Here is a 20,540-nt window from a genome sequence, read left to right as displayed (position 1 = left end):
GGAACGATGCAATTTGCTTCAAATTGTCTGGCCAGGGAGACGGGACATGACCAAGCTGATGGACCTCGAAGACCAGATCGAACGCGCCGAGCGACTCGCGCGCAGCATCACCGACACGCTGACGATCGAGCGGCTGCGCCAGTTCGCGGCCGAGTGCCGGTGCGAGCGCGAGCGGCTGTCGCATCAACGCCACGCGGCCTGAAGGATCGCATCAGAGGGCGCAGCCGCTCACGAGCAGGTCGTCACCATGTTGGTGCAGAGCTGCCGCGTCCAGCCGACGCCTTTCTTGACGCGGATCCTGGCGAAGTCGCCGAAGCAGCCGAGCAGCTCGACCGCCTGGTCACCGCTCGCATGCGGGTCGAGCTTCGCGCTCGATGTGGCGTGATCGCGGTAGATGGCCGCGCCGTTCTGCAGGCCGCCGGCGCCGACGATGCTCCGATGCAGGAAGCCCCTGCCCTGAAAGATCACGGTCTCCTTGCCTTGCTCGACGTCGTTCAGCACGGCCCGGTCGATCTCGAACCAGTCACCCTGCTGCGCGGCGAGATGCACGACGATCCAGCCGTCGCTGGTCGGGTTCTTCAAGGCATTGACGATGCCGCCGCCTGGCTCCGCGCGGACATTGGCGCCGTTCGGATCGCGGTCGATGATGTCGGCCTCGACGTTGCAGGCCTCGCGATGCGGCACTTGCGCCGCCGCCATGCCCGGCACGATGAGCATCGCGGTCAGCAACAGAATTCTCGTCAGCATTGAGCGGTCACCGGCCTCCGGTCCATCCCGCATTGGTCGCGCCGCCGACGCCGCGGTTCAACACCGAGCAAATGGCGGCGACCAGCCGGGCTCACGGCGACCGCCGATCAGGTCTATCCGGAGGACATCATCGAGATGCTCCGGCATCCGGAGGTCTGGTGAGCGGCGCTACAGCCGACCGCCCGCGAGCGCGGCGGCGCGCGGCCGGCCGACGTCGTCCAGCGCCTGCGGCATCGGTGAGACCGGAAACACCGCGTTGATCTGGCCCGTCCCTGATGACGGGAAGAACGGCGTCACCACCTCGACGCCGCGGTCGTAGTGGTTCCAGCCGAGCGCGCCCAGCAGCATGGCCGTATCGTGCATGAAGCCCTCGCCATGGCCCTTGCTGGCATATTCCGGCAGCATGTCGCAGAAATCCGGCCACTCGCCGTGCTCCCACATCTGGATCACCTCGTGGTCGAGCCGCTCCAGGAACGGGCTGAACATCCGGTCGCGATACTCGTCGGCGGTGCCGTTCTGGGCGAAGCGGTGGCTCAGCGAGCCCGAGGCGAAGAAGGCGACCGTGCCGTCGTAATGATCCTCGACCGCGCGGCGGAACGCCCAGCCGAGCTTGGCGCTGTCGGCGAGATAATGCGAGGTGCACAGCGCCGAGACGGAGACGACCTTGAAGTGGCGGTCGGGGTTCATGTAGCGCATCGGCACCAAGGTGCCGTATTCCAGCGCCAGCGACGTCGCATCGTGGGCCATGGTGGCAACACCATGGGCGTTGGCGCCCTCGGCGAGGATGTGGCCCAGCTCCGGGTTGCCGTCGTATTCATAGGTCATGTTGGCGATGAAGTGCGGCAGCTCGTTCGAGGTGTAGAGCCCTTCGAAATGCGGCGCGCAATTGATGTGGTAGCCGGCATTGACCAGCCAATGGGTGTCGAACACGACGATGGTGTCGACGCCGGCCTCGCGGCAGCGCCGGCCGATCTCGATATGACCGTCGATCGCCGACTGTCGCTTGCCCTTGGCCGGACCATCCAGCTCGCTGAGATACATCGACGGCACATGCGTGATCTTGGCCGCCAGTGCGAGCTTGCCCATCCTCTCGTCTCCCTTCCGGTCGTTCCCCGGTCCGGCATCGCCGACCGTTTGCTTGGGAGGCAGATTACCCCTGCAGCTCCGCGAAAAAAAGGGCCGCGCGCGCGGCCCTTCCTCGGCGTCCGATCCATCGTCTGTCCCATGATCATGGGACAGAAAGCCACAGGATGCGGTCACGCCGCCTTGATGTCGATGGTCTTGGCGGCCTTCTGTACCTCGGGTTTCTTCGGCAGGGTGACCTTGAGCACCCCCTGCTTGAACACGGCCTCGATCTTGTCGGTGTCGACGCCGTCGGGGATCTGGAAGGAGCGTTCGAACGAGCCGAAGCTGCGCTCACGGACGTAATAGTCCTTCTTCTTCTCCTCCTTGTCCTCCTGCTTCTCGCCCTTGATCGAGAGCACGCCGCTCGCAACCTTCACCTCGACGTTCTTCTCGTCGAGGCCGGGCAACTCAGCCGTGACCTCATAGGCATTGTCGTGCTCGGCGACGTCGACCGCCGGCGCCACGGCAAAGGACCGTGCGCGGGCCAGACCCGGCAGTTGGTCGAACAGCGACGGTGTGCGCCAGATCCCGCCATGGAAGTCCTCGAACACGCGATCGATCTCGCGGCGCAGGTTCTCGAACGGCCGCCATCCCTGCATGGAGGGCGCACCTGCCTTCTCGGTGTTGACGGGCAGCTTGGTAGGTTCAGCCATAACATCATCCTCCTGCTTCACGCGAGGATCAGGTCTGCAACGGCATCGGCGCGACCAATGTCATCCGACGAGATCGGCCGGCATCCGCTCCCTCGCGCTTGACGGGAAAGATATAGCCGGCACGCCCGGGTTCCAGATTGATTGCGATCAAATCGCTGAGCGGCCGGACGGCTTTCGGATCGGTGCGGCAACCCATCCAGGTTGCTTTCGGGGTCGGGGCGTCCAGCGCCGAAGAGCCCTGAAGGAAGAGCCTTGGAGATGGTGAACCGGACGTTAACCCGAACGGCTCGCGCAACGCTTTAGGGAAGGATGCAGAAATCCTTACACTCCAAAGTGTTAGGCCCCATTGAGGAGGCGCGATCGCAACGCTCCGCGCGCCCCTCCGACGGCCGGACCGGGCGCCGGCGCGTTCACAAACATTGCCCGCTTAACAAATTTTCCAGTCCCAGCAGAGAAGGTGTCAGCTCAACAATTCACCACAGGTTTCATGACCGTGACATCCTTCGGACGCGTGATCTCGGTGCGGGGCTCCCAGGCCCGCGTCGGCATTCTGTCGAAACAGCAGATGAACGTCTCCGATATCCGCGCGACAGTCGGCCGTTTCATCAGCATTCGCTGCCCGAGCGCCACGATCATTGCGATCATCACCGAGGTGACCAGCGAGGACCTCTCGCATGCCAGCGAATACGTCGCGACGGCGTCGGTAGACCTGCTCGGCGAGATTCTCGGGCCGGCCGAACGGCCCAAGTTCCAACGCGGCGTCACCCACTACCCGACCATCGGCGACGCCGTCGACATGATCACGAGCGAGGAGCTGCGCACGATCTACACGCCGACCGCCGGCGACCACATCGACATCGGCGCGCTGCAGCAGGACACCTCCGTGCGCGCCTGTGTCAATGTCGAGGAAATGCTCTCGAAGCATTTCGCGGTGCTTGGATCGACCGGCGTGGGCAAATCGACCGGCGTGTCGCTGCTGCTCAACGAGATCCTGAAGGCGCGGCCGAACCTGCGCATCTTCCTGCTCGACGTCCACAACGAATATGGCCGCTGCTTTGGTGAAAAAGCGCTGGTGCTGAACCCGCGCAACCTGAAGCTGCCGTTCTGGCTGTTCAATTTCGAGGAGATCGTCGACGTCCTGTTCGGCGGCCGGCCGGGCGTGCCGGAAGAGCTCGACATCCTTGCCGAAGTGATCCCGCTGGCGAAGGGCATCTACACCCAGTACCAGAACACGGACCGCATCGGGCTCAAGCGCGTCGACCCCAAGATGGTCGGCTACACCGTCGATACGCCGGTGCCCTACCGCCTCGTCGACCTGATCAACCTGATCGACGAGCGGATGGGCAAGCTCGAGAACCGCTCCTCGCGCATCATCTATCACAAGCTGATCTCGCGCATCGAGACCGTACGCAACGACCCGCGCTACGCCTTCATGTTCGACAACGCCAATGTCGGCGGCGACACCATGGCCGAGGTCATCAGCCATCTGTTCCGCCTGCCCGCCAATGGCCGGCCGATGACGGTGATGCAGCTCGCCGGCTTCCCGGCCGAGGTTGTCGATTCCGTCGTGTCGGTGGTGTGCCGCATGGCGTTCGATTTCGGGCTGTGGAGCGACGGCGTCTCGCCGCTGCTGTTCGTCTGCGAGGAGGCCCACCGCTACGCCTCCGCCGACCGCTCGATCGGCTTCGGCCCGACCCGCAAGGCGATCTCGCGCATTGCCAAGGAAGGCCGGAAATACGGCGTCTATCTCGGCCTGATCACCCAGCGGCCGGCCGAGCTCGACGCCACCATCATCTCCCAGTGCAACACGCTGTTCACGATGCGCCTCGCCAACGAGCGCGACCAGTCGCTGCTGCGCTCGGCGGTGTCGGACGCCGCCGCCAACCTGCTCTCCTTCGTCCCCTCGCTCGGCACCCGCGAGGTGCTGGCGTTCGGCGAAGGCGTCGCGCTGCCGACCCGGCTGCGCTTCAAGGAGGTGCCGCTGCATCAATTGCCGCGCAGCGAGGCGACGATCGCCACCGTCCGCTCGGTGAATGCCGGACACGACATGCATTTCGTCAGTGCCGTGCTGGAGCGCTGGCGCGGAGCGACCTCGAGCCGGGACGCCTCGAGCGGCGACGGCGGCGCCGGCAACCTCGGAGATCGCGGCAGCCTGTCCGCCTCGCTGGACGCCCCAATGCTGCAGCCCTCGATGGGCCTCGATCCGGACCGCTTCTCGCTGTTGAAGAAGCCGCTCCGCTAAGACGGCGGCCCCCCACTCAAATCTCGATCGACGACGCCTCCGAGGAGGCGTTGCGGGCACTCCGCCACCGGCGAGGTGATGGGCTGGACCGTTGCGCCTGCGCCGCGATCCACTAAGGTTCGCCTCCCGCCCCACATGCCGGACCCGTTGCCATGACCCAGCCCGCCATCAGCCGCTTTCCCGTTCCCGCAATCGACGCCTTGCCGGACGACATCCGCACCCGGCTGCTCGGCGTGCAGGAGAAGAGCGGCTTCGTGCCCAACGTGTTCCTGACACTCGCGCACCGGCCGGACGAGTTCCGCGCGTTCTTTGCGTATCACGACGCGCTGATGGAGAAGGACGGCGGGCTGACCAAGGCCGAGCGCGAGATGATCGTGGTGGCGACCTCGAGCGCCAACCAGTGCCAGTATTGCGTCATCGCGCATGGTGCGATCCTGCGCATCCGCGCCAAGAGTCCCCTGATCGCCGACCAGATCGCGATCAACTACCGCAAGGCCGACATCACGCCGCGGCAGCGGGCGATGCTCGATTTCGCGATGAAGGTGGCGCTCGAGGCGCAGACCGTCGGGGACGCCGATTTCAAGGCGCTGGCCGGCCACGGTTTCAGCGACGACGACATCTGGGACATCGCCGCAATCGCGGCATTCTTCGCGCTGTCGAACCGGATGGCGAATGTCACAGGCATGCGGCCCAACGACGAGTTCTACCTGATGGGGCGGCTGCCGAAGACCAAGTGAGACGATCAATCGTCCGACGCCGGCCCGCACCAGCCGGGCAGATAGACCGCGTCGTGGCTCTTTGCGGCCGCCAGCGCGTGCTCCATGGCGGCGGCGAAATGGGTCTCGACCGTCTTGCGCTTGACCTTGCGGCGCAGGAAGTCGGCCCATAGGAACTCGCTGAACGGCGTCGTGTCCTTGGCAAAGCCGCCGGCGCGGCGCAGCTCGCCGGCCAGGCTGCGGAACGGATCGTCCTTCAAATTCGCGACGGTCTTCGGCAGGTCCTTGAAATGCCGCCGCACGCCCTTGGCGTCGTAGGGATAGACCCAGCGCTTGTTGTCCATCACGCCCCAGAACGCCTCGCGATCGACCATCGAAAGGTCGCCGATCACCGTGACCAGCACGTCCTTGACGCCCTCGTCATGGAGCGCGCGGGCGAGGTGATGGTGGTCGACGACGTAGTGCCGCTCATCGGGACCGAGCACCACTGGAATCATGTGCTTGCCGAGCAGCTCGGCCTGCTTCTTCTTCGACTTGTGCTCGCGCCAGCGCTCGCGCTTCTCCTTCACCTCGCGCATGCCGACGGTCATCTGTGTCGGGCGCAGCGACAGGATCGGCACGGGATGAAGCAGCGGCTCGCGGGTATTGGCCATGGCTGGGCTCCGGGATGATCAGCATTATGCCACGCCCGCCGAGCTGTTCCAGCGCATCTGCCCGTAGCTGCGACGCCGTTCGGACCGGCCGCGGCAGGTTCCAATCACCGGCGGCGCGGGCGCCGACTGGATGCATCCGAGGAGGGAGATGTTTTGCTGATGCAGCTCAATTATGGCAAACTTTCTTTGTGAGAGCTTGGGCCCGCGTGCTAAAAAGGGGTCATCGGAGTCGAGGCATGAAGTCCCAGCGCCCCATTGCAGCGGAGGAAGAGCATCGCGTGGTGCCGTTCCGGCCGCGCAGCAGTCCGGTGCGGCGCGCGGCCGAGGGCGGCAGTCCGCCGATTCAGCTGCACCGGCGCGAGCAGCCGACACTCGATCTCTCCCGGTATGAGCAACCGCGTGAGGAGCCCGATGACTTCCGCCACCGCATCCTGGCCAACATCGCCGCCATCGCCTTCACGGTCGCGTTGACCGCGATCGGCATCTGGCTGGCGATGAGCATTGCCGACCTGCGCAAGACCCAGGACTGCCTGCTGACCGGACGGCGCGACTGCGCCCGCATCATCACCGAGACCTACACGCCCTGATCCCCTGCTGGACGCGGCTGCCGCGGCCGGCGGGGCATCACAATCCCGCCACAACCGCCGTGTCCGGCTCCATTGAACTCACCGCGTCGCTCCGATATACGGGCACACGACTCCCCGGGCGACGGGGGTAAAAGGGCTCGCATCAGACGCCCCCGGGGGCGCGGTGTCCTCCCGTCGCCACCTACCGGATTAGCTCCAAAATATCAAAGGCTTAGTGATGTCCTCAACATTCGATCAGGTCGCCACGATCATCGCTGAAACCTGCGACATCCCGCGCGACACGATCACGCCGGATAGCCACGCCATCGACGATCTGGGCATCGACAGCCTCGATTTCCTCGACATCGCGTTTGCGATCGACAAGGCCTTCGGGATCAAGCTGCCGCTCGAGAAGTGGACGCAGGAAGTCAACGACGGCAAAGCCAGCACCGAGCAGTATTTCGTGCTGAAGAACCTGTGCGCCCGCATCGACGAGCTGGTCGCCGCCAAGGGCGCGTGAGCGCCTGCCATGCAGATCGAATACTTCCTGCTCATCGACCGCATTCTCGATCTTCGGCTGGACGAGAAGGCCATCACCGTCGAAGCCAAGGTCCCCACCGAAAGCACGATCTTCGAAGGGCATTTCCCGGGCTATCCGATCATGCCCGGCGTTCTCCTGATCGAATCGATGGCGCAGACATCGGGCTGGCTGCTGCTCGCGCTCATGAAGTTCGAGCGGATGCCGTTCCTCGCCGCGGTCAAGGAGGCCAAGATGCGCGGCTTCGTGTCGCCGGGCGAGGTGCTGACCGTCGAGGCCAACGTGCTGCACGAGGGCTCCGGCTATGCCATGACCGAAGCGCGCGTGAAGGTCGGCGGCAAGCTACGCTCGAACGCGACGATCACCTTCAGCCACGTCCCCTTCCCCAATCCGGAGCTGCGCGGACACATGGACGCCGTCGCCGAGCGCGTCGGCTTTCCGCAACAGGTCCTACAGCGATGAGTGAGACGACAGCCGTGACCTCCGAGCCCGTCGAAGTCTGGATCACCGGTATCGGCCTTGCGACCTCGCTCGGCGAGGGACTCGATGCGAACTGGGAGGCCCTCAACGCCGGCCAGATCAACGTCGACGAGCAGGGTTTTGCACCCTACATCGTGCATCCCTGGGCCAAGGTGAATCTGGAAGCGCAGATCCCGAAGAAGGAGCAGCGCCAGATGGAGGCGTGGCAGCGCATCGGCACCTATGCCGCCGGGCTTGCGCTGGATTCCGCCGGCCTCAAGGGCAACAAGGACATCCTGTCCCGGATGGACATGATCGTGGCCGCGGGCGGCGGCGAGCGCGACATCTCCGTCGACACCGCGATCCTCAACGCGGAGGCCCAGGGCAATTGCACGCCCGGCTTCCTGAACGACCGGCTGATGAGCGACCTGCGCCCGACCCTGTTCCTGGCGCAGTTGTCCAACCTGCTCGCCGGCAACATCGCGATCTCGCACGGCGTCTGCGGCACCTCGCGCACCTTCATGGGCGAGGAGGTTGCGGGCGTCGACGCGTTCAAGATCGCCTTGGCCCGCATCGCCGGCCGCCAGAGCGACATCGCGCTGGTCGGCGGCTCGCACAATGGCGAGCGCAAGGATCTGCTCGTGCTGTACGAGTTCGGCGACTACAATCTGAAGAACGAATTCAAGCCGGTCTGGTCCCGCAAGGACCATCCGGGCTTCGCGCTCGGATCGGCCGGCGCGTTCCTGGTGCTGGAATCCAAGCCGCATGCCGAAGCCCGCGGCGCCAAGCCGCTGGCGCGGCTCAGCAAGGTCGTCGCCGACCGCGCCCGCCGCAAGGAGGCAGGCGCGGTGACCGGAACGCTGGACCGTCTATGGTCGGCGCTCGACGTCCACGAGGCCCCCGGCGCCATCATCACGGGCGCGACCGGTGCGGAGCCGGTGACCTCGGAGGAGCGCGCCTTCCTCGACCATCACAAGGCGTTCGCGGTGCGCTCGAGCGGGACCCGCTTCGGCCACACGATGGAAGCGCATTTCGCGCTTGGTCTGGCGCTTGCCGCACTTTCGATCTCGCGCGGCGCCCTGTTCGCACCGGGCGACGCCTCGGGTGTGGAGGCAGAGATGAAGGAGGCTCCGACCCAGATCGTGGTGGTCGGCGCCGGCCACTACCGCGGCGAAGGCATGGCCTTGGTCGAAGCAGTCAAGTGAACACGGTACGGCCTTAAGAAGACGCGACGGGGGACATCATGAGTGTACGCGACAAGTTTGGACGCCCCATCGTGGTCGTGACCGGGATGGGCATCGTCACCTCCCTTGGGGCCGGCAAGTCCGATAATTGGAACAAGCTCGTGGCCGGCGAGTCCGGCATCCGCACCATCACGCGCTTTCCGATCGACGGCTTGAAGACGACCATGGCCGGCACGGTCGATTTCGTCCCCGTGGCGCCGTTCACGTCGACGGGCCTGTCCGAGCGGCTCGGCCACATGGCCGTCGAGGAAGCCATCGCGCAGGCTGGAATCGGCAGCAAGGGCGACTTCCCGGGCCCACTGTTTCTCGCCGTGGCGCCCGTCGAGATCGAGTGGCCGCAGCGCCTGGAGCTCGCGCATGAGGTTGGCGGCACTCAGTTCACCTATGACGACCTGCTGAAGGTCTGCGGCGGCGGCAAGTTCGTCAACTATCACCACCGCTTCCTGTTCGGCTCCGTCGCCGATTCGCTGTCCGACACCTTCGGCACCAAGGGCTCGCCGATCTCGCTGTCGACTGCCTGCGCCTCCGGCGCGACCGCGATCCAGCTCGGCGTCGAAGCCATCCGGCGCGGTGAGACTGACGTCGCGCTATGCGCCGCCACCGAAGGCTCGGTCAATCCGGAAGGGCTCGTGCGCTTCTCGCTGCTGTCGGCGCTGTCGACCCAGAACGACCCGCCGCAGGCCGCCTCCAAGCCGTTCTCCAAGAACCGCGATGGTTTCGTGATGGCCGAGGGCGCCGGAGCGCTGGTGCTGGAAAGCTACGACGCGGCCGTGGCGCGCGGCGCCAAGATCCTCGGTGTCGTCGCCGGCTGCGGCGAGCTGACCGACTCCTTCCACCGCACCCGCTCCTCGCCGGACGGCAAGCCGATCATCGGCTGCATCCGCAAGGCGCTCGCCGATGCCGGCATGGCGCCGGAGCAGATCGACCATATCAATGCCCACGGCACCGCCACGCCCGAGAACGACAAGATGGAATATGTCGGCGTCTCCGCCGTGTTCGGCGAGCACACCGGCAAGATCCCGGTGTCGTCGAACAAGTCGATGGTCGGCCACACCATCTCGGCGGCCGGCGCGGTCGAGGCGATCTTCTCGCTGCAGACGCTCGAGCATCAGCGCATTCCGCCGACCATCAACTACGACATTCCGGATCCCGCGATCCTGTTCGACGTCGTCGGCAACAAGGCCCGCGATGCGCGCGTCACCACCGTGATGTCGAATTCGTTCGGCTTCGGCGGCCAGAACGCCTCGCTGATCCTGACGCGCGAACCGGCCTGATCCGCCTGTCACATCGATGAGTCTCCTGCCCCTCCGGACCAAGCTCGTGATCCGCCGAGCCGTGAAGTCGGCCGGGGCGTCCGCCGTCGGCGCGCTGACGGTCGGCATGCTCAGGACCACGCGCTATTTCGATCCGCAGAAGACGGCCGACCGCTTCGCGCGCCTCGCGCAGTGGATCGGTCCGCGGCTGCGCGAGCAGCGCATCGGCCGCGACAATCTCACGGCGGCCTTTCCGGAGAAATCGCCCGAGGAGATCGAGAAAATCCTCGCCGGCGTGTGGGACAATCTCGGCCGCGTCGGCGCCGAGTTCGCCCATCTCGACAAGATCTGGGATTACGACGAGGCTCATCCGGAGCGCAGCCGGATCGAGCTCTCGCCGCGCACCCATGAGCTGTTTCATCAGCTCCGTCTCGACGGCAAGCCGGCGCTGATCTTTGCCAGCCACCTCGCCAATTGGGAGATGCCGGCGCTGGCGGCGGTCGCCCATAAGCTCGATACGGCGATCCTCTATCGCCGGCCCAACATCGCCGCCGCCGACCGCATCATCCAGGAGATACGGCAGGTCAAGATGGGCACACTGGTCCCGGCCGGCCGCGACGCGCCGCTGCGGCTGGCACAGGCGCTGAAGAACGGCCAGCACGTTGCCATGCTGGTCGATCAGTACCTGACCGGTGGCGTCGAGGTCACCTTCTTCGGCCGCAAGACCCGCGCCAATCCGATGCTGGCCCGTCTGTTACGCCAGGTCGAATGCCCCGTGCACGGCGTCCGCATCATCCGCCTTCCCGGCAACCGCTTCCGCGCCGAAGTCTCGGAGGAGGTGAAGCCGGTCCGGACGGCCGATGGTCAGATCGACATCCAGGGCACGACGCAGGCGATCACCGACGTCGTCGAGAGTTGGGTGCGCGAATATCCCGAGCAATGGCTCTGGCTGCATCGACGCTGGCGGTAGCCCGCGCCCGGACAAATTCCGCTGCGGGGAAGCAGCGCTGCAGCACCATTTACCGCTGACGGGCCCTTCAAAGAAAACGCTTACCTCATCCATCGACGCTCGCTACCTTGGTCGCGTATCCGACGGCTGTTCGGAAGCTCCAGGGAGGACAAGCGCGAATGTTTTCGCATGTGATGATCGGCACCAACGACCTCGACAAGGCCAAGGCCTTCTACGACAAGCTGCTGGGAACGCTCGGCGTGAGGCCGGCACGGGTCGACGGCCACCGCATCTTCTACATCACGCCGACCGGCATTTTCGGGGTGTCGAAGCCGATCAACGGTGAGCCGGCCACGCACGCCAATGGCGGCACGATCGGCTTTGCCTGCAACTCACCTGAGCAGGCAGACGCCTGGCATGCAGCCGGGCTCGAAGCCGGCGGCACCAGCTGCGAAAATCCGCCCGGCGTTCGTGAAGGCTCCGCCGGCAAACTCTATCTGGCATATCTGCGCGACCTCGACGGCAACAAGCTCTGCGCGATGCATCGGCTGGGGTAATCCCGCGGAGTCATTGCGAGGAGCAACGCGACGAAGCAATCCAGATCTTCTTCTCAGCCCTGGATTGCTTCGCAGCGTTCGCAATGCCGGCAGCAGCGCTGGCTACCGCCCGGTCTTCACCTTCGTCCAGAGCCGGTTGATGACGCGCTGCGTCGCGGGCTCGCGGGCGGTGATGACGAACAGCTTCTTCAGCGTCGTCTCATCCGGATAGATGTTCTTGTCGCCAAAGATTTTTGGATCGATCAGCTTCTGGCTCGCCAGGTTGCCGTTGGCATAGGACAGGAAGTCGGAGTTCTTGGCCGCGACCTCGGGCCGGTAGAGATAATTGATCAGCGCATAGGCTTCGGCCACGTGCGGAGCGTCAGTGGGAATCGCAAAATTGTCGAAGAACATCTGCGCGCCCTCTTTCGGGATTGCGTAGCCGATCTCGACGCCGTTCTTCGCTTCTTCCGCGCGGCTGCGCGCCTGCATGATGTCGCCGGACCAGCCGACGACGAGGCAGATCTCGCCGGTGGCGAGCGCGCTTAAGTATTCCGACGAATGAAACTTGCGCACGGATGGTGCGACCTTGCCGACCGCCTCGGCCGCCTTCTCCAGATCGGCCTGCCTGGTCGAGTTCGGGTCGAGGCCAAGATAGTTCAGCGCCGCCGGAAAGATGTCGTCGGCGGAATCCAGCATGTGGACGCCGCAGTCCTTGAACTTGGCGATGTTCTCCGGCTTGAACACCATGTCCCAGCTGTCGATCCGCGCGCCGGGACCCAGGATTTTCTCGACCGCCTTGACGTTGTAGCCGATCCCGGTCGTGCCCCACATGTAGTTGGCGGCGAACTGATTGCCGGGGTCGTAGGTGGCCAGACGCTCGGTCACGACAGGCCACGCATTGGCGAGATTGGGCAGCTTCGACTTCTCAAGCGGCTGGAAGATCTTGGCCTTGATCTGGCGCTGCAGGAAGTACGCGGTCGGCACCACGACGTCGTAGCCGGATTTGCCGGCGAGCAGCCGCGTCTCCAGGGTCTCGTTGGCGTCGAACGTGTCGTAGACCACCTTGATGCCGGTCTCCTTGGTGAAATCGTCAAGGACACCGGGCGCCATGTAGTTCGACCAGTTGTAGAAGTTGACGACGCGCTCCGCGGCGCGGCCGGCCGGCACCGTGAGTATCAGCGCTGCGACAGCCAGCGCCAGAGCCGAACCCATGCAGCCGCGCGTCATCACTCGTGTCTCCTAGCGCCGGTGGATGGCGTCCGAGAGGCGCTCCAGCGCCGTATCCAGCGTGGCGTCCTTCTTTGCGAAGCAGAACCGCACCACGGACGTCACGGCGTCCGTCTCGTAGAACGCCGACACCGGGATGGCGGCCACCTTGTAGTCGTGGACGATGCGGCGGCAGAACTGCTCGTCGGTCTCGTTGAGGCCGAGCGGCGAAAGGTCGACGGTGAGGAAGTACGTCCCCTGCGCTTTCAGCACGGGAAAGCCCAGGCTTTCGAGACCGGCCGTGAGCCGATCGCGGCTGCGCGCGAGCTCGCTGCGCATGTTGATGAAGTAGTCGTCCGACTTGCCGAGGCCGTAGGCGACCGCGACCTGAAGATTCGGCGCCGTCGTGAAGGTCAGGAATTGATGCACCTTGGCGGCGACGCGCAGCAGATGCGGCGCGGCGCAGACGAAGCCGATCTTCCAGCCCGTCAGCGAGAAGATCTTGCCCGCCGAGCCGACCTTGATGGTGCGGTCGCGCATGCCGGGAATGCTGATCAGCGGGATGTGCGCGCGGCCGTCGAACACGACGTGCTCCCAGACCTCGTCGCAGATCGCCACCGCGTCGAACTCCTGGCAGAAGCGCGCCAGCAGCTCGAGGTCCTCGCGCGGGTAGACTACCGCAGCCGGGTTGAGCGGGTTGTTGAACAGCACCGCCTTGGTCTTTGGCGAGAACGCCTGCCGCAGCATCTCCTCCGAAAGCCGCCAGTGCGGCGGCTCCAGACGGACGAGGCGCGGAATGCCGCCGGCCTGGCGGATGATCGGCAGATAGGAATCGTAGACCGGCTGGAAGCAGATCACCTCGTCTCCCGGCTCGACCACCGACAGGATCGCCGACGTCAGCGCCTCAGTGCCGCCAGAGGTGACCATGACCTCGCTCATCGGATCGAGATCGAGCTTGTGCCAGTGCTTGTAGTGCGCGGCGATGGCCTGGCGCAGCTCCGGCAGGCCCATCATCGACGGATACTGGTTGTAACCATTGAGGACCGCGTCGGCCGCGGCACGGCGGATATCCTCCGGACCGGGATCGTCGGGGAAGCCCTGCCCCAGATTGATCGCGTCGTTGTCGCGCGCGAGCTGCGACATCTGCTCGAAAATGGTGACGGGCAGGTCGGCGAAGACCTTGTTCTGCGAGATCATGATCGCCTGTCAGCCGCCAGTCCTGGTCGGCAGGCCGGCCGCCTTCCAGCCGAGCATGCCGCCCCGGAGATGCTTGTCGTAGGGCAGACCGGCGGCCTGCGCGGCCAGCGAAGCCGTCACCGAGCGCTTGCCGGAGCGGCAGGCGAACACGACGTCCTTTCCTTGGGGATCCGGGATCAGCTTCGGGTCGAAGCCCGACAGCGGAACGACGACGCCGTCGGGATAGGCTTCCGCGGAAACTTCATTCGGCTCGCGCACGTCAACCAGAAGAATTCGCCCTTCCGCGATCCCCTGGGCCACGTCCTGCGGGGTCAAATCGTGCACAACAGCCACGCCCATCCTCCAAGCCTTCAGCAGAGCCGTACCGGCCCTGATCCGGCCGCCAAACTCACCCCAGACGCACCGAAAATCAAGCGCTTCGGCACGCTGACGAGACGGGTCTCGGGCTCAGATCGTCACCTGGGTGCCGACCTCCACCACCCGTCCGCTCGGGATCTGGAAATAGTCGGTCGCGTCGTTGGCGGAGCGGCTCATCGAGATGAACAGGTGATCCTGCCAGCGCGGCATGCCTGAATGCGCAGCCGGCTTCAGCGCACGGCGCGACAGGAAGAACGAGGTCGACATGATGTCGAACTGCCAGCCGAGCTTGCGCGCGATCGCCAGGGCCCGCGGCACGTTGGGCGATTCCATGAAGCCGAAGCGCAACGTCACCTTGGAAAACGTCGGGCTGATCTGCTCGAGGCGAACGCGTTCGGACGGCTCGATGCGCGGCGTCGGCGCGGTCTCGATCGTCAGGATGACGTTCTTTTCGTGCAGCACCTTGTAGTGCTTGAGGCTGTGCATCAGCGCGGTCGGCGCGCTCAAGGGATCGCTGGTCAGGAACACGGCCGTGCCGGCCACCCGCTGCGGCGGACGCTTCTCAAGCATGGTCACGAGATCGGCGAGCGGGAATTCGAGCTTGCGCGACTTGTCGAACAACAGCCGGCTGCCGCGCCGCCACGTGTACATCAGCGTCATCACGAAGCCGCCCAGCGCCAGCGGCACCCAGCCGCCCTCGAACACCTTCAGGAGGTTCGCCGCCAGGAAGGTCAGATCCAGGAACAGGAACGGCGCGATCAGCGCGGCCGCCGCAATCGGCGACCATCGCCAGACCTTCCAGATCACGACGAAGCCCATCATGGCGGTGACGACCATGGTGCCGGTGACCGAGATGCCGTAGGCCGAGGCGAGCGCGCTCGATGACTTGAACATCAGCACCAGCAGCATGACCGAGATCAGCAGCAGCTTGTTGATGCGCGGAATGTAGATCTGGCCCGAATGCGCCTCGGAGGTGTGGCGGATCTCGAAGCGTGGCAGCAGGCCGAGCTGAATCGCCTGCCGCGTCAGCGAATAGGCACCGGTGATGACGGCCTGGCTCGCGATGACGGTCGCCATGGTGGCGAGCGCGACCATCGGGATCAGCGCCCAGTCCGGGAACATCAGGAAGAACGGGTTCTCGATCGCCTTCGCGTCGGCGATCACCAGCGCCCCCTGCCCCAGATAGTTCAGCGCCAGCGACGGCAGCACGATGAACAGCCAGGCAGTCTGGATCGGCCGCTTGCCGAAATGGCCGAGGTCGGCATACAGCGCCTCGGCGCCGGTGACGGCCAGAAACACTGCGCCGAGCGTAATGAAGCCGATGATCCCATGATGCAGCATGAAGGTCACGGCATTCAGCGGGTTGATCGCCCACAGCACCTCGGGATGGCGCAGGATCGGCGGCAACGCCGCAATGCCGATCACCAGGAACCAGATCAGCATGATCGGGCCGAAGAACGCCGCAACCTTGGCCGTTCCGCGCGCCTGGACAGCGAACAGCGCGACCAGAATCACGACGGTCAGCGGCACGACGTAGGGCTCGAACGCTGCCGTGACCAGCTTGATGCCCTCGATCGCCGACAGCACGGACAGAGCCGGCGTGATCACCGCATCACCGTAGAACAGCGCGCCCGAGATGATGCCAAGCAGGACGATGACGCTGGCACCGCGCGCGACTCCGCGCTGGGCGAGCGCCATCAGCGCCAGCGTGCCGCCCTCGCCGTGGTTGTCGGCGCGCAGCAGGATCACGACGTATTTGAGGGTCACGACGACGATGAGAGCCCACAGGATGAGCGAGATCACCCCCATCACGGCGTGAGGCGCAGGCTCGCCGCTGCTGCTCGCAGCCAAGACCGCTTCACGCAACGCGTACAGCGGGCTGGTGCCGATGTCGCCATAGACGACACCGATGCTTCCCAGTGTCAGCGCCGCGAAGCTCGCCGTGGAATGGGCGTTGCCATGCCCGTTGGTCGCCGGCGCTTCCGCGGGCGTAGCTGCGACGTCGACTGTCATGGGGTAGCCCCCTCGAGGACTCGTTAATGCTTCACTGCACAACGCGGCAGAGCGCGCGGCTTATAGCGGCAGCGCGTTACGACGGACCCGTCGGGAATGCGCCTCAGCCATGCATTTAAGCATGCACGAGCCGTCAGGGAAGTCCAGCCGATCAAATCGTTACCTGGGTACCTACTTCGACGACCCTGCCCGTGGGAATCTGGAAATAGTCCGTGGCGTCGTTGGCCGACCGGCTCAGACCGATGAAGAGATGGTCCTGCCAGGTCGGCATGCCCGACTGGGACGATGGCTTCAACGAGCGGCGCGAGACGAAGAACGACGTCGACATGATGTCGAACTGCCAGCCGAGCTTGCGCGCCACCGCGAGCGCGCGCGGCACGTTCGGGGATTCCATGAATCCGAAGCGCAGCCGCACCTTGGAAAACTTCTCGCTGATCTTCTCCATGCGCACGCGCTCCGAGACATCGACCCGCGGCGTCTGCGCGGTCTCGATGGTCAGGATCACGTTGTGCTCGTGCAGCACCTTGTTGTGCTTGAGATTGTGCAGCAATGCGGTCGGCACCGAGGTCGGGTCGCTGGTGAGAAACACCGCCGTGCCCTTGACGATGTGAGGAGGCCTCTTCTCCAGGCTGGTGATCAGGTCATCCAGCGGAACCTCGATCTTGCGCGTCTTGAGCACCAGGATCGCCGAACCACGCCGCCAGGTCCAGATCGTCACGACCATCGCGGCACCGAACAGCAGCGGAACCCAGGCTCCTTCGAGCAGCTTCAGCAGGTTGGCGCTGAAGAAGGTCATGTCGACGATGACGAAGGGAGCGATCACGGCGGCCGCCACGGCCGCGCGCAAGTTCCACAGCTTCCAGATCACCACGAAGCCCATGATGCCGTCGGCGACCATGGTGGTGGACACTGCGATGCCATAGGCGGAGGCGAGATTGCTCGAGGTCCGGAACAGCAGCACCAGCAGCAGCACGCCGATCAGCAGCAACCGGTTGACCCGCGGCAGATAGATCTGGCCGGCATGGCTCTCGGACGTATAGCGCACCTCGAAACGCGGCAGCAGGCCGAGCTGGACCGCCTGGCTGACCAGCGAATAGGCGCCCGTGATCACGGCCTGGCTCGCGATGACGGTCGCGGCGGTGGCCAGCACCACCAGCGGCAGCAGCAGCAGTTCGGGCACCATCCGGTAGAACGAATTCTCGATCGCGGCGGGATCGGACAGCACCAGTGCGCCCTGCCCGAAATAGTTGATCAGCAGCGCCGGAAGCACGAAGAACAGCCAGGCCGACTGGATCGGCTTGCGGCCGAAATGACCGAGATCCGCATAGAGTGCCTCGCCGCCGGTGACCGCGAGGAACACCGCGCCCAGGGTGACCAGGCCGATCGTGCCGTGCGAGAGCAGGAACTGCACCGCATAATAGGGATTGATCGCCGCGAGCACGGAGGGGTCGTCGCGGATGTGGACGAGTCCCATCACGGCGAGGGTGGTGAACCATGTGACCATGACCGGGCCGAAGGCGGAGGCGACGCGCGCCGTCCCCTTGCTCTGGACCGCGAACAGTACGACCAGGATGAACACGGTCAGCGGCACGACGTAGTGCTCGAGCGCGGGCGCCGCGAGCTTGAGGCCTTCGACCGCCGACAACACCGAAATCGCCGGCGTAATCATCGAGTCTCCGATGAACATCGAAGCGCCGATCACGCCCAGCGACATCAGGAACAGGCTGCGCCGACCCAAGGCCCGCTGTCCGAGCGCCATCAGCGACAGCGTTCCGCCCTCGCCGTTGTTGTCGGCGCGGAGCAGCAGCAGGACGTATTTGGCCGTCACCACGATGAACAGCGACCAGAGGATCAGCGAGAGCACCCCGAGCACGATGATCCGCGACACCGGCTGCCCCTGAGCGGCGCCGTGCGCGGCCTCGCGAAAGGCGTAGAGGGGCGAGGTGCCGATGTCTCCGAACACCACGCCGATGCTGCCTAGCGTCAGCCCCCAGAACCCCGACGTGCTCGCGGTGTCCTGTCCTTCGGTCGATGTCGCGCTGGCCGTCATGTTGCTCGGAACGCATCTTCCCTGTTTGGCCCGGCGCGTGTGAACGTAGACCGTTCGCAGGTCAAGTCTCTAGCGTAAGCAGACCGCTGTTCCCAGGTCGCAACCAAACGGCATGGCTGACACGGATGTCGCATGCCGCATCGCGGCAAGTGCCTTTAGCCCAGGCATCCTGAGGCAGATGTCGGATCTACCCCCGGCGAATCAAGTGCCCGCTGATGCTCTTCGTTGCCGTTCGCAAGCCGCCATGCGGCATTATGATGCGGCAAGCGAAGCATCCCGGCTACGGCTTCAGATCGGGCGGCAATGGCGGGTCTTCCCGCATCAGGGTGATCGTCACGCGGCGGTTGGCTGCCAGCGACGGGTCGTCGGGAAACAGCGGCTGGGTGTCCGCCTTGCCGGAGACGGCATAGATGTGGCTCGCCGGCAGCCCTTCCCGCTCCAGGATCTGGCGCACCGCATTGGCGCGGTCCGCCGACAGGTCGAAGCCGCCATAGTCGCTGCGGGCGGGAACGAAGCCGGCGGCCGTGTGCCCGGTGATCTGGACCCGAAGCGGGGTCGCCTTGAGCGGGGCAGCCAGCTTCTCTATCAGGCGTCGCGTGCGGTCGAACGGCACCTTCGAGCCATCAGCGAACATCGACCGCCCGTCCTGGTCGACGATCTCCAAGTTGAGACCCTGCTTGGTCTCTTCGAACATGATGTGCTTGGAGATCTCGGTCATCTCCGGCATGTCCTGCAGCGCCTGGCGCAGCGAGGCGGACGCCAGCGCGAACTGGCGATCGATCTTCAGCTTGGCGCCATTGGTATGCTGGCGCTCCTCCTGCTCGGGGCTCGGCTCGCGCGCGGTCTCCTCCGGCGAGATGTGGGCGGCGTTCTTGAGCTTCGGCCGGGTCGGCAGGCCGTCGGATTCCACGATGCCCGAATAGCGCGACTCGGTCTGCACGCCGAAGGCGTCGCGCATCGAGCCTGCGACGACCTTCAGCTTGGCGTTGTCCATGGTCGAGAACGCGACCAGCATCACGAAGAAGCTGACCAGAAGTCCCATCAGGTCGGCAAAGGTCACGAACCAGCCGTGACCGCCGCCATGCGCATCGCCCCTCTTCTTCTTGGCCATTGCCTACCCCACCCCGGATCGCCCCGCCGCAGCCGATCAGGCCGGCACGGGCTCGCCTTCGGCGTGGCGATGCTTCTCCGGCAGATAGGCCAGGAGCATTTCGCGGACCAGGGCGGGACTCTTGGAGTCGCGGATCATCAGGATTCCGTCGATGATCAGCGTCCGGTTGGTTTCCTCGTCCAGCAGCTTGCCATGCAGCTTGTCGGCGATCGGCAGACAGATCAGGTTCGACACCAGCGCGCCGTACAGGGTCGCGAGCAGCGCGGTCGCCATGAACGGGCCGAGCTTCGAGGGGTCGGTCATGTTGGCGAACATCTGCACCATGCCGATCAGCGTGCCGACCATGCCGAACGCCGGGGCGCAGTCGCCGATGGCGCGATAGATCTTGCTGCCTTCGTCCAGATGCATCAGGAAATTGTCGCGGTCACGCTCGAGATTGTCGCGGATGAATTCGAGGTCGTAGCCGTCGGCCACGTATCGGATTCCCTTGGCGAGGAACGGCTCGTCGGTCTCGACCTTTTCCAGGCCGACCGGGCCCTGCTTGCGCGCGATCTCGGCGATGCGGGCGAGCTCGTCGACGAGCTCGCGGGCCGACAGGCGGCTCATGGTGAAAGCGTACTTCATTCCAAGCGGAACACCGTGCAGCATGACGCCCAGCGGGAAGCGAATCATGGTGGCTGCGATCGAACCGCCGAAGATGATGATTGCGGCGTGCTCGCTGACGAACATCTCGAGATCGCCGCCCAGCAGCATCATCGTCGCGATGACGATCACGCCAGCCACGAGCCCCGCACTCGTCATAATATCCATGAGTCAACTCCACCGCGTACGCAAACCACGGACCCTGCCGGACCGACGCGGTGCTTCTGGACCGCATGTCACGACACTAAATGTCCGCCATTAAGGACGAGTTACTGAATTC

Annotated in this window: 21 protein-coding genes; 10 read left to right on the top strand and 11 right to left on the bottom strand. The window is 65.1% G+C overall.

The features are described from left to right. The first annotated feature begins 46 nt into the window (after window positions 1-46). Window positions 47-202, top strand: a complete 156-nt coding sequence (locus ACQR1H_RS16255; protein ID WP_315803114.1) for a hypothetical protein — start codon at window positions 47-49, stop codon at window positions 200-202. Between the two features lie 26 nt (window positions 203-228). Here ACQR1H_RS16255 and ACQR1H_RS16250 read toward each other — a convergent pair whose 3' ends face one another. The 3 genes from ACQR1H_RS16250 to ACQR1H_RS16240 all read right to left on the bottom strand — a co-directional run bounded on the left by ACQR1H_RS16250 (window position 229) and on the right by ACQR1H_RS16240 (window position 2,525). Then, complete coding sequence (locus tag ACQR1H_RS16250; RefSeq protein WP_434907840.1) at window positions 229-747, bottom strand: hypothetical protein; 519 nt, start codon at window positions 745-747, stop codon at window positions 229-231. 168 nt (window positions 748-915) lie between these two features. Beyond that, window positions 916-1,833 carry a 3,4-dihydroxyphenylacetate 2,3-dioxygenase gene (gene hpaD / locus ACQR1H_RS16245; protein WP_315827378.1) on the bottom strand — a complete coding sequence of 306 codons (918 nt, stop codon included), beginning with the start codon at window positions 1,831-1,833 and terminating at the stop codon, window positions 916-918. Between the two features lie 170 nt (window positions 1,834-2,003). After that, entirely contained in the window at window positions 2,004-2,525 is a 522-nt protein-coding gene (locus ACQR1H_RS16240) for an Hsp20/alpha crystallin family protein (protein ID WP_315714485.1), read from the bottom strand. Between the two features lie 487 nt (window positions 2,526-3,012). Here ACQR1H_RS16240 and ACQR1H_RS16235 point away from each other — a divergent pair, with 487 nt between their 5' ends. Both ACQR1H_RS16235 and ACQR1H_RS16230 read left to right on the top strand, forming a co-directional pair. After that, a complete protein-coding gene (locus tag ACQR1H_RS16235) occupies window positions 3,013-4,767 on the top strand; it encodes an ATP-binding protein (protein WP_434907839.1) in 1,755 nt (584 codons plus the stop codon). A gap of 152 nt (window positions 4,768-4,919) precedes the next feature. Beyond that, window positions 4,920-5,504, top strand: a complete 585-nt coding sequence (locus ACQR1H_RS16230; protein WP_434907838.1) for a peroxidase-related enzyme — start codon at window positions 4,920-4,922, stop codon at window positions 5,502-5,504. 5 nt (window positions 5,505-5,509) lie between these two features. Here the strand turns inward: ACQR1H_RS16230 and ACQR1H_RS16225 are convergent, their stop codons facing one another. Continuing rightward, the gene (locus ACQR1H_RS16225; RefSeq protein WP_315803109.1) at window positions 5,510-6,136 is read right to left on the bottom strand and encodes a ParB-like protein; all 627 of its coding nucleotides are present in this window, start codon (window positions 6,134-6,136) and stop codon (window positions 5,510-5,512) included. A gap of 236 nt (window positions 6,137-6,372) precedes the next feature. Between ACQR1H_RS16225 and ACQR1H_RS16220 the strand changes: the two genes are divergently transcribed. From ACQR1H_RS16220 to ACQR1H_RS16190, 7 genes are all read left to right on the top strand, one after another. Next, window positions 6,373-6,723: a hypothetical protein gene (locus tag ACQR1H_RS16220; protein WP_315803108.1), complete on the top strand. Its 351-nt coding sequence runs from the start codon at window positions 6,373-6,375 to the stop codon at window positions 6,721-6,723. A gap of 217 nt (window positions 6,724-6,940) precedes the next feature. Further along, the gene (locus tag ACQR1H_RS16215) at window positions 6,941-7,222 is read left to right on the top strand and encodes an acyl carrier protein (RefSeq protein ID WP_006609130.1); all 282 of its coding nucleotides are present in this window, start codon (window positions 6,941-6,943) and stop codon (window positions 7,220-7,222) included. Window positions 7,223-7,231: 9 nt separating this feature from the next. Beyond that, a complete protein-coding gene (locus tag ACQR1H_RS16210) occupies window positions 7,232-7,702 on the top strand; it encodes a 3-hydroxyacyl-ACP dehydratase FabZ family protein (protein WP_315803107.1) in 471 nt (156 codons plus the stop codon). Continuing rightward, complete coding sequence (locus ACQR1H_RS16205; protein WP_315803106.1) at window positions 7,699-8,904, top strand: beta-ketoacyl-ACP synthase; 1,206 nt, start codon at window positions 7,699-7,701, stop codon at window positions 8,902-8,904. Before ACQR1H_RS16210 ends, ACQR1H_RS16205 begins: the two co-directional genes overlap by 4 nt. Before the next feature lie 38 nt (window positions 8,905-8,942). Then, window positions 8,943-10,217: a beta-ketoacyl-ACP synthase gene (locus tag ACQR1H_RS16200; protein WP_409997940.1), complete on the top strand. Its 1,275-nt coding sequence runs from the start codon at window positions 8,943-8,945 to the stop codon at window positions 10,215-10,217. 16 nt (window positions 10,218-10,233) lie between these two features. Continuing rightward, window positions 10,234-11,166 carry a lipid A biosynthesis lauroyl acyltransferase gene (locus tag ACQR1H_RS16195; protein WP_315803105.1) on the top strand — a complete coding sequence of 311 codons (933 nt, stop codon included), beginning with the start codon at window positions 10,234-10,236 and terminating at the stop codon, window positions 11,164-11,166. Between the two features lie 158 nt (window positions 11,167-11,324). Further along, window positions 11,325-11,702, top strand: coding sequence for a VOC family protein (locus tag ACQR1H_RS16190; RefSeq protein ID WP_315803104.1), 378 nt, complete (start codon window positions 11,325-11,327; stop codon window positions 11,700-11,702). Between the two features lie 102 nt (window positions 11,703-11,804). Here ACQR1H_RS16190 and ACQR1H_RS16185 read toward each other — a convergent pair whose 3' ends face one another. From ACQR1H_RS16185 to ACQR1H_RS16155, 7 genes are all read right to left on the bottom strand, one after another. Further along, a complete protein-coding gene (locus ACQR1H_RS16185; protein WP_434907837.1) occupies window positions 11,805-12,911 on the bottom strand; it encodes a polyamine ABC transporter substrate-binding protein in 1,107 nt (368 codons plus the stop codon). 12 nt (window positions 12,912-12,923) lie between these two features. Continuing rightward, entirely contained in the window at window positions 12,924-14,087 is a 1,164-nt protein-coding gene (locus ACQR1H_RS16180) for an aminotransferase (RefSeq protein ID WP_434907836.1), read from the bottom strand. 9 nt (window positions 14,088-14,096) lie between these two features. After that, a complete protein-coding gene (locus tag ACQR1H_RS16175; protein WP_434907835.1) occupies window positions 14,097-14,426 on the bottom strand; it encodes a rhodanese-like domain-containing protein in 330 nt (109 codons plus the stop codon). Between the two features lie 108 nt (window positions 14,427-14,534). Further along, window positions 14,535-16,457: a potassium transporter Kup gene (locus ACQR1H_RS16170; RefSeq protein ID WP_434884387.1), complete on the bottom strand. Its 1,923-nt coding sequence runs from the start codon at window positions 16,455-16,457 to the stop codon at window positions 14,535-14,537. 151 nt (window positions 16,458-16,608) lie between these two features. After that, window positions 16,609-18,507 (bottom strand): potassium transporter Kup, encoded by a 1,899-nt coding sequence (locus ACQR1H_RS16165; protein ID WP_315803100.1) that lies wholly within the window; start codon window positions 18,505-18,507, stop codon window positions 16,609-16,611. A 280-nt stretch (window positions 18,508-18,787) separates the two neighbouring features. Next, complete coding sequence (locus ACQR1H_RS16160; protein WP_315803099.1) at window positions 18,788-19,618, bottom strand: flagellar motor protein MotB; 831 nt, start codon at window positions 19,616-19,618, stop codon at window positions 18,788-18,790. A 36-nt stretch (window positions 19,619-19,654) separates the two neighbouring features. Further along, complete coding sequence (locus ACQR1H_RS16155; protein ID WP_315714499.1) at window positions 19,655-20,428, bottom strand: motility protein A; 774 nt, start codon at window positions 20,426-20,428, stop codon at window positions 19,655-19,657. Window positions 20,429-20,540 lie beyond the last annotated feature (112 nt).

It is taken from the genome of Bradyrhizobium sp. HKCCYLRH2015 (assembly GCF_051168215.1).
Lineage (GTDB): Bacteria > Pseudomonadota > Alphaproteobacteria > Rhizobiales > Xanthobacteraceae > Bradyrhizobium.
Note: the sequence above shows the minus strand (reverse complement) of the source record. Positions and strands in the feature narration are given on the sequence as shown.